The 7,871-nt window shown below is 70.8% G+C and carries 6 protein-coding genes; 1 reads left to right on the forward strand and 5 read right to left on the reverse strand.

Features of this window, described 5'->3' with window-relative positions; all coding sequences use genetic code 11:
• Positions 1-13: 13 nt before the first annotated feature.
• The 3 genes from CS062_RS15790 to CS062_RS15800 are packed head-to-tail and all read right to left on the reverse strand — an operon-like array spanning position 14 to position 3,134.
• The gene (locus tag CS062_RS15790) at positions 14-1,258 is read right to left on the reverse strand and encodes a hybrid sensor histidine kinase/response regulator (RefSeq protein ID WP_099862557.1); all 1,245 of its coding nucleotides are present in this window, start codon (positions 1,256-1,258) and stop codon (positions 14-16) included.
• Positions 1,255-1,680 carry a response regulator gene (locus CS062_RS15795; protein WP_099862558.1) on the reverse strand — a complete coding sequence of 142 codons (426 nt, stop codon included), beginning with the start codon at positions 1,678-1,680 and terminating at the stop codon, positions 1,255-1,257. Before CS062_RS15795 ends, CS062_RS15790 begins: the two co-directional genes overlap by 4 nt.
• Entirely contained in the window at positions 1,677-3,134 is a 1,458-nt protein-coding gene (locus CS062_RS15800) for a sensor histidine kinase (RefSeq protein ID WP_233218087.1), read from the reverse strand. The genes CS062_RS15795 and CS062_RS15800 overlap by 4 nt, the downstream gene beginning before the upstream one ends.
• 235 nt (positions 3,135-3,369) lie before the next feature.
• On the opposite strand from CS062_RS15800, the gene CS062_RS15805 reads away from it, so the two are divergent.
• A complete protein-coding gene (locus CS062_RS15805; protein WP_099862560.1) occupies positions 3,370-4,476 on the forward strand; it encodes a Leu/Phe/Val dehydrogenase in 1,107 nt (368 codons plus the stop codon).
• A 31-nt stretch (positions 4,477-4,507) separates the two neighbouring features.
• Here CS062_RS15805 and CS062_RS15810 read toward each other — a convergent pair whose 3' ends face one another.
• The gene (locus CS062_RS15810) at positions 4,508-5,134 is read right to left on the reverse strand and encodes an MliC family protein (protein ID WP_143742366.1); all 627 of its coding nucleotides are present in this window, start codon (positions 5,132-5,134) and stop codon (positions 4,508-4,510) included.
• 53 nt (positions 5,135-5,187) lie between these two features.
• Positions 5,188-7,871: di-heme oxidoredictase family protein (locus CS062_RS15815; RefSeq protein ID WP_199174257.1), on the reverse strand; the 2,684-nt coding region annotated here is incomplete at its 5' end.

Genomic DNA, 7,871 nt, shown 5'->3' on the forward strand with positions numbered 1-7,871 from the left:
GGCCAGGCGCGCCTCATGGCACCGGGGCCGGTGCGCCGCCGGGGCCGGCGTTGCCGCCCGGCGGGTCCGGGTCGGGCAGTTCCGCGAAGAAGGTGGAGCCCCGGCCCAGCTCGCTGTGCGCGCCGACCCGGCCGCCCTGCGCCTCCACGATGCGCTTGGTCAGGGCCAGGCCCAGGCCGGTGCCCCGGTACTGGGAGCGCACCGCCGAAGGCAGCTGCGTGAACTCGGTGAACAGGCGCGCCAGGTCCTCGTCCGCGATGCCTGGTCCGGTGTCCTCGACTTCGACGCGGAACCGGTGATCCCCGCAAGGCGCCGCCCGCACCGTCAGATGGCCGCCTTCCGGCGTGAACTTCCACGCATTCGAGAGGTAGTTGTAGAGCACCTGGCGCAGGCGCAGCGCGTCGGTCCAGACCAGGCCGAGTTCGTCGTCGATCTCCAGGTCCACCGAGAGCGGCTTGTCGGAGAAGCTGCCGGTGACGACATCCACCACCTCGCGGACGATGTCCACCACGTTGGTCGCGGCCGGATGCAGCTCCATGCTGCCCGCCTCCAGCCGCGCCAGGTCGAGGATGTCGTTGATCAGGTCCAGCAGGTGGCGGCCGCCGGACAGGATGTGGCCGGCGTAGCTGCGGACCCGCTCCGGCGGCAGCGCGGTGGCGCCGTCCGCCAGCAGCTGGGAGAAGCCGATCACCGCGTTCAGCGGCGTGCGCAGCTCATGGGACATGTTGGCCAGCAACCGGCCCTTGTGGCGGCTGATCTCCAGGATGCGCTTGTTCTCCAGTTCGAGTTCCGCGCTGCGCAGGCGCAGCGCCTGCGCCCGCATGCGCACGCGGGCCTCGCGGGTGCGGGCCTCGGCGTAGTCGATCGCCCGCACCAGCGTGCGCGCCTGCACGTCCTGCTTGGACAGGTAGTCCTGCGCGCCGGCCGTCATGCAGGACATCGCCAGCGCATCGTCCTCCATGCCGGTGAGCACCACGATCGGCGTGTCGCGCGCCTGGGCCCGCACGGCGCTGACGCATTCGATGCCGGCGGCGTCGGGCAGGTGCAGGTCGAGCAGCACCGCCGCCACCCGGTGCCGCTCCAGCAGCGCGACCGCCTCGGACAGCCGTGTCGCGCGCACCACCGTGCGCGGCGCCCGGGCGGTGGCCTCGGCCAGCAGGTCGGTGATCAGGTCGGCGTCGCCGTCGTTGTCCTCGACCAGCAGGATCGGCAGCGGCGCACGGCGCGCCGTGGCCAGGTCGTCGGGCAGTGCGCTCATGGCAGCTTCACCACCGTGAACCAGAAGCCCTCGATCGCCTGCACGATGGACTGGAAGGCCACCAGTCCCACCGGCTTGGTCACATAGCAGTTGGCGCCGAGCTGGTAGCTCTTGACGATGTCGTGCTCCGCGTCCGAGGAGGTCAGCACCACCACCGGGATCTCCCGGAGCTCGGGCTCGACCTTGATGCGGGCCAGCACCTCCCGGCCGCCCAGCTTCGGCAGGTTGAGGTCGAGCAGGATCAGGTCGGGCCGCGGCGCCGCCTCATAGGGCGGCTCGCGCAGCAGCCGCGCCAGTGCCTGCGCGCCGTCCACCGCGACCGCGATGTCCAGGCGCAGCCGGCTCTGCTCCAGCGTCTCGGCCACCAGGTCGGCGTCGCCGGGGTTGTCCTCGATCAGCAGGATGTTCAGCGGTTGGCTCATGGGGCTAAGGCTCCTTCGGTGCGGGCCGGCGGCAGGGTGAAGGACACGGTGCTGCCCTGGCCCGGCACGGAGTCGATCCAGATGGTTCCGCCGTGGCGCTCGACGATGCGCTTGGCGATGGCCAGGCCGATGCCGCTGCCCTCGTAGCGCCCCAGCTCATGCAACCGCTGGAACATCTGGAACACGCGCTGCGCGTACTGCATGTCGATGCCGATGCCGTTGTCGCTGACCTGGAACAGCCAGCGGTGCCCCTGCGGGCGCGCCGAGATCCTGACCCGCGGCGGCGCCTCCGAGCGGAACTTGATCGCATTGGCGATGAGGTTCTGCAGCAGCTGGTGCAGTTGCCCCTCGTCGGCCTGCACCCGCGGCAGCGGGTCGCTCTCGACGATGCCGCCCGACTCGCGCAGCAGCCGCTGCAGCGCATGCGTCACCGCCTGCAGCACCTGGTCGGCCTCCACCGGCATCAGCGGCTTGCCCTGGGAGCCCACCCGCGAGTACGCCAGCAGGTCCGCCACCAGCCGCTGCATGCGGCGCGCGCCGTCGGAGGCGTAGCGGATGTACTTGTCGGCGCGCTCGTCGATCTGCCCGGCATAGCGCTGGGCCAGCAGCTCGGTGTAGTTGGCGACCATGCGCAGCGGCTCCTGCAGGTCGTGCGACGCGACGTAGGCGAACTGCTCCAGCTCGGCATTGCTGCGACGCAGCTCGTCCTCGCTGCGGCGGCGTTCGGTGATGTCGATGATGGACGCGACGACGTAATGGCCGTCGGGGGCGTCGATCGGCGTCAGGCCGATCTCCACCGGCATCTCCGAGCCGTCCTTGCGCAGCCCGAAGAGCTCGCGCCCCGCGCCCATCGGCCGGGCCTCGGGCCGGCCGGAGAAGGTCGCCACATGGCCCGGATGGCCGGCCCGGTAGCGCTCCGGGACCAGCATCTCGATCGGCTGGCCGAGGAACTCGGCCCGCGCGTAGCCGAACATCTCCTCGGCCCGCCGATTGACCAGGCGGATGCGGCGCGCCGCGTCGATCATGATCATCGCGCTGGGCGAGGCCTCGACCACCAGCTCGAAGCGTTCCTGGGCGCGCTTGCGCTCGGTGATGTCGATGATGGCAGCCAGCGTGCACAAGCCCTCGGCGGTGTCGATCGGGCTCAGGCCGATCTCGATCGGCACTTCCTCGCCGTTCTTGCGTCGGCCGAAGAGGTCGCGGCCCGCGCCCATGGCGCGTGTCTCGGGTCGGGCGAAGAAATCGTCCACATGGCGGGGATGGCCGGCCTGGAATCGGGCGGGGATCAGGGTCTCGACCGCGGCGCCCAGCAAGTCCTCCCGCGCGTAACCGAAGAGTTCCTCGGCCTTGCGGTTGACCAGCCGGATGCGGCGTTCCCGATCCACCAGGACGATGGCATTCGGGATCGCCTCCACGATCGACCGGAACCGGTCGTCAGCGGGGTTGTCGGACACGGGCCCTCCCTGGGCGTGCGTCATGCGCACATGAATTTGAGTGGAGGTGTATCACGGGCCTGGGGCGCGCGCCAAGGGGTCACCCGTCCCCGAGAGGGGGACGATGGGCCCGGGCAACGGCCCTTCGGGGGCGTCCGCTTACACTGGCGCCCCCCAATGCGCCACAAGCGCCGGGCACACCGCCGGCCCGCCACGGGCCGGTTTCCCTTCAAGCATCACAAGTGCAGGTTCACCCATGAACGCCCTGACCGACATCGCCCGCGCGCTGGCCGCCGGCTCGTCCGACTCCCTCCCCTCCTCGCTCTTCGGGCTGCCCGACCAGGCCCCGCATGAACGCGTGCTGCTGGCCGCCGATCCGGCGACCGGCCTGAAGGCGATCCTGGCGGTGCACAGCACCGCGCGCGGCCCGGCCTTCGGCGGCTGCCGCTTCTGGAGCTACGACAACGAACTGGCCGCGCTGAATGACGCGCTGCGCCTGTCGCAGGGCATGAGCCTGAAGAACGCGCTGGCCAACCTGCCGTTCGGCGGCGGCAAGGCGGTGATCCTCAAGCCGCAGGGCGACTTCGACCGCGCCGCGCTGTTCGCGGCCTTCGGCCGCGCGGTGCAGTCGCTGCAAGGCGCCTACATCACCGCCGAGGACGTCGGCACGACCACCGCCGACATGACGGGCATGCTGGCCCACACGCAGTACGTGTCGGGCATCCCGCGCGACGGCGCCTTCGGTGGCGATCCCAGCCCCAAGACCGCCTACGGCGTGTTCGTCTCGATCGACGAAGGCGTCAAGCGCGTGCTGGGCCGCGAGTCGCTCGAGGGCGTGCGCGTCGCGCTGCAGGGCCTGGGCGCGGTGGGCTGGCACCTGGCCGAGTACCTGCACCGGGCCGGCGCGAAGCTGGTCGTCGCCGACGTCAATGCCGAGAAGGTCGCCCGCGCGCAGGCCGAGCTGGGCGCTACTGCGGTGAGCGTGACCGAGATCCTGGCCGCCGATGTCGACGTGGTCGCCCCGTGCGCCCTGGGCGCGACGCTGAACGCGCAGTCGATCCCGGCGCTGAAGGCCACGCTGATCGCCGGCGCTGCCAACAACCAGTTGGCCACGGCGGCCGACGGCGATGCGCTGCAGGCCCGCGGCATCACCTACCTGCCGGACTACCTGGTGAACGCCGGCGGCATCATCAGCGTCGCCCGCGAGTTCCGCAACGAGGGCGAGGAATCCGCCGTGATGGCCGAAGTCGGCCAGATCCGCGGCCGCGTCGCCGAGCTGCTGGAACGCGTCAAGGCCAGCGGCCGGACGCCGGCCCGCGAAGCCGACGCCTGGGCGCGCTCGCTGCTGGTGAAGCCGGCCTGATCGGCCTTCGCGCGTGCCCGTGGGCGCGCGCTCAGCGCGCTGCGGCGTCGGTGCAGTCCGCGGCGGGCAGGCCGGGCCGTTCCAGGCGGAACTCCCGGCCCTTGTTCCACAAGAGGTAGTCGCCGTCGGCGAGCCGGCCGCCGTAGCGCGCGCCTGAGGCGCTGACCTGGTGGTCGAGCACCACGCTGCCCTGCGCGGTCTTGAGCACCGCGGCGCCCGGGTCGCTGTTGACGAAGGTGACGGTCACCTCGCCGTCGACAGTAGGGCAGCGCAGCGGCAAGGGCCCGACCGCGATGCCGCGCCGGTCCTCGCGCCGCGCGTCCGGCAGCGCGCGCAGCTCGGCGATGCGCAGCGCGTATTCATCGCGGACGCAGCGCCGCGGGTCATCGCGCTTCCAGCAGTCATCGCGGCCCTTGAGCCAGCCGCGCTGCATCGCCTTCAACTCCGGATGCCGCCGGGCCTGGGGGCCGGTGCTCGCCAGGCCGTACAGCCGCGCGACCTCCCGGTCGAGCTGGGCGAGCTCGGCGTCCTCACACACCAGGCGCTCGGCCTGGCCGGCCGGCTTCGCGCACGAGAAGCTCGGGCCGGCGGCCCAGGCCGCCGGCGCCGCGGCCAGCGCCAGCGCCAGCGCCATCAGCGTCAAACGGAAAGGCGTCATCAGGGTCTCCTGCTCCAAGGAACTCGATCCGGAGGCCCATTCTCCGCCCCGCCTCAGAGCGAATTGAGGAAGGCCAGCAAAGCCTCGCGGTCCGCGGTGCTCAGCTTGACGAAACGCTGGCGGCTGGCCGCTGCTTCGCCGCCGTGCCAGACGATCGCCTCGGTCAGCGTGCGAGCGCGGCCGTCGTGCAGGTAACCCACCTTCACACCGGGACCCGCCACCGCCTCGGTATAGCCGATGCCCCACAGCGGCGAGGTGCGCCACTGGCTGCCGCTGGCCTGGTCCTCGGCCAGGTTGTCGGCCAGATCGCTGCCCATGTCGTGCAGCAGCAGGTCGGTGTAGGGCTTGATCGTCTGGTTGCGCATCTCCGCCAGCTCGCTGGCCAGGCCGGTCTTCATCTCGGCCACATGGCAGGCGGTGCAGCGGATGCTGGAGAACACCTGCGCCCCCGCCGCGACCTTGACCGGATCCACCGCCAGGTAGGACAGCGGCGTCACGCCCTTCGGGAAGCCGCTGACCAGGCTGCGCTGCGCCGGCACGCCGAGCTGGGCGACGTAGCGCGAGATCAGCTGCAGCTCATCCTCGCTCAGGCCCTTCTCCACCTTCTTCTTGTCGCACTGGGCCGGGCCGGCCAGGCAGTCGCGGTTCGGATAGATCGGCGACGTGACCGACATGTCCAGCAGCGCCGCGTTGGCCGTCTGATGGCGCAGGCTGACCTTGGTCGCCTTCCAGCCGTAGCGGCCCACCCGCACCTGGCCGGTCTCCGGGTCGTAGACCAGGTTGGCCTGGCCCTTCACGCCATCCTCGTCCGGCGTGCTGCGGACCCGCGCCAGGATGTCCGCGTCGGGGATCGCCTCCAGCAGGCCCAGGCCGATCACCGGTTGCGCACTGCGCAGCGAATAGGCCGCCGGCGTCGGGCCGTCGAAGCGGATCCGCGGCTTGCTCAGCGTCACGACCGTGCCGTCGGCCAGGGTGACCGTGCGGGTGTCGAAGCCGGCCACGCGCACCGCATTGCCCCAGTCCTGAGCGGCGCCGGTGGCGAGGGAGCGCGCGTTCATCTGGACCGCCAGCCCGTAGACCGGATGCGCCTGCTGCTTGCCGTCCGAACCGATCGCGGCGGTGCGCACCGCCATCGTGTCCAGGCGCTGGTTGATCACCTGCGGCGCCAGGCTGCGGCCGTTGTTGATGTGGCAACCGAAGCAGTTGGTCTGGTTGAAGCGCGGCCCCTGCAGCTTCACCGCGGCGGTGTTGCGGTCGTTGCCCGCCTCGTTGTGATCGCCGGTCCACATGTTGGTGTGGAACCAGCGCCGGCCCTCGACGAAGCGCTGCATGTTCTGCATCCCGATCTGCGTGTTGGGCTGCTGGAACATGAAGGTCGCGTTGTCGGCGTAGTCGTAGGAGATGGAGCCGGTGCCGCCCTGCAGCGTCTCGGCCGGCAGCGGCGCGTTCAGCAGGCGCGGCTGCACGCCGTACCAGGGGCGCAGGCCGCTGCCCACGACATAGGTCACCTCGTTGGTGTAGTAGCGGAAATTGCCGTTGTCCCCGATCGCGTCCATCGACGCGCGGCTCGCGAAGAAGGAACCGGTGAACTCGATCGCGTCGCCGATCTTGAGATCGCGCGAGGGCACGTTGACCCCGTTGGGCACCAGCACGCCATTGGCATTGGCGGCCACGTCCTGGTGACCCGGCACGTTGTCCAGCACCACCGAGCAGCCGTCATTCGCGCCGATGACGCCGGCGAAGCCGCTGGTCGGCTTGAGCAGCGCGCCCTCGGGCGGCTTGGGGACCACCGGGCAGGAGGTCAGGTCCTTGAAGCCGTCGGTGTAGGTGGTGTTGTCCAGCAGCCGGCCCGGCGACATCCAGCCGTAGCCGGTGACGCCGGCGTCGTCGAAGCGACGGAAGAAGGAATGGCCGCCCCCGCGCTGCGCCTGCTGGTAGTACTGGTTGACGATGATGCGGGGCTTGGTGACGCCGGCCACGCGGCTGTTGTCGATGAACTCCACACCCCAGGTGCGGTTCTTGAAGTAGTTGGAGATGAAGTTGAGGTAGGCGCCCGGGCCCTTGTCCTGCGGCTTGCCGTTGGCGTCCACCGTGTCGTTGGGGCCGAAGCCGACTTCGTTCCAGTCCTCGCCGCGCTCGCGCGCATGGCGCGAGCGACCGACGAAGCCGAAGCGGGTCACCAGCGTGCCGTCCGGCAGCGAGAACTGCACCTGCTCCAGCACCGCCGGTGCGGCGGGCGTCACCGCCGTCGCGCCCGCCGGGGGCACCGGCAGGGCCGAGGTGGTGAGCGTCGGCAGCGTGTTGTCGCTGCCCGGCGCGACGACGCTGACCTCGAACAGCGAGTAGCCGTACTGCGTGGCACGCGCGACGCCCTGCAGGCGCAGGTAGCGCACATTGGCGTTCAGGTTGAAGAACTCCTCGGTGCCGCCCTTGCCGCCGGCCACGTAGCGCAGCTGGTACCAGGTTTCGCCGTCGTCGGACACCTGCAGCGCGTATTCCTTGCCATAGGCGTTCTCCCACACCAGCTTCAGATAGCCGATCGGCTTCTTGGCGCCGAAGTCGAACTGGATCCAGGCCTTGTCGTCGGGTTTGCTGGACCAGCGGCTGGCCAGGTTGCCGTCGATCGCCTTGTCCGGGCCGTTGGCGTCGTTCTCGGTCGCGCTGGACGTGGCCTTGACGATCGCCACCGCCGCGCCGGGCTGGCTGAGGTCCAGGCCCGTGGGCAGCTGCAGCGCAG

It is taken from the genome of Roseateles chitinivorans (assembly GCF_002761755.1).
In the GTDB taxonomy this organism is placed as follows: domain Bacteria; phylum Pseudomonadota; class Gammaproteobacteria; order Burkholderiales; family Burkholderiaceae_C; genus Roseateles; species Roseateles chitinivorans.

Coding starts and splice junctions, on each gene's coding strand:
- CS062_RS15790 (WP_099862557.1), bottom strand. CDS start 1,258: ATGAGCGCACTGCCCGACGACCTGGCCACGGCGCGCCGTGCGCCGCTG.
- CS062_RS15810 (WP_143742366.1), bottom strand. CDS start 5,134: ATGACGCCTTTCCGTTTGACGCTGATGGCGCTGGCGCTGGCGCTGGCC.
- CS062_RS15795 (WP_099862558.1), bottom strand. CDS start 1,680: ATGAGCCAACCGCTGAACATCCTGCTGATCGAGGACAACCCCGGCGAC.
- CS062_RS15805 (WP_099862560.1), top strand. CDS start 3,370: ATGAACGCCCTGACCGACATCGCCCGCGCGCTGGCCGCCGGCTCGTCC.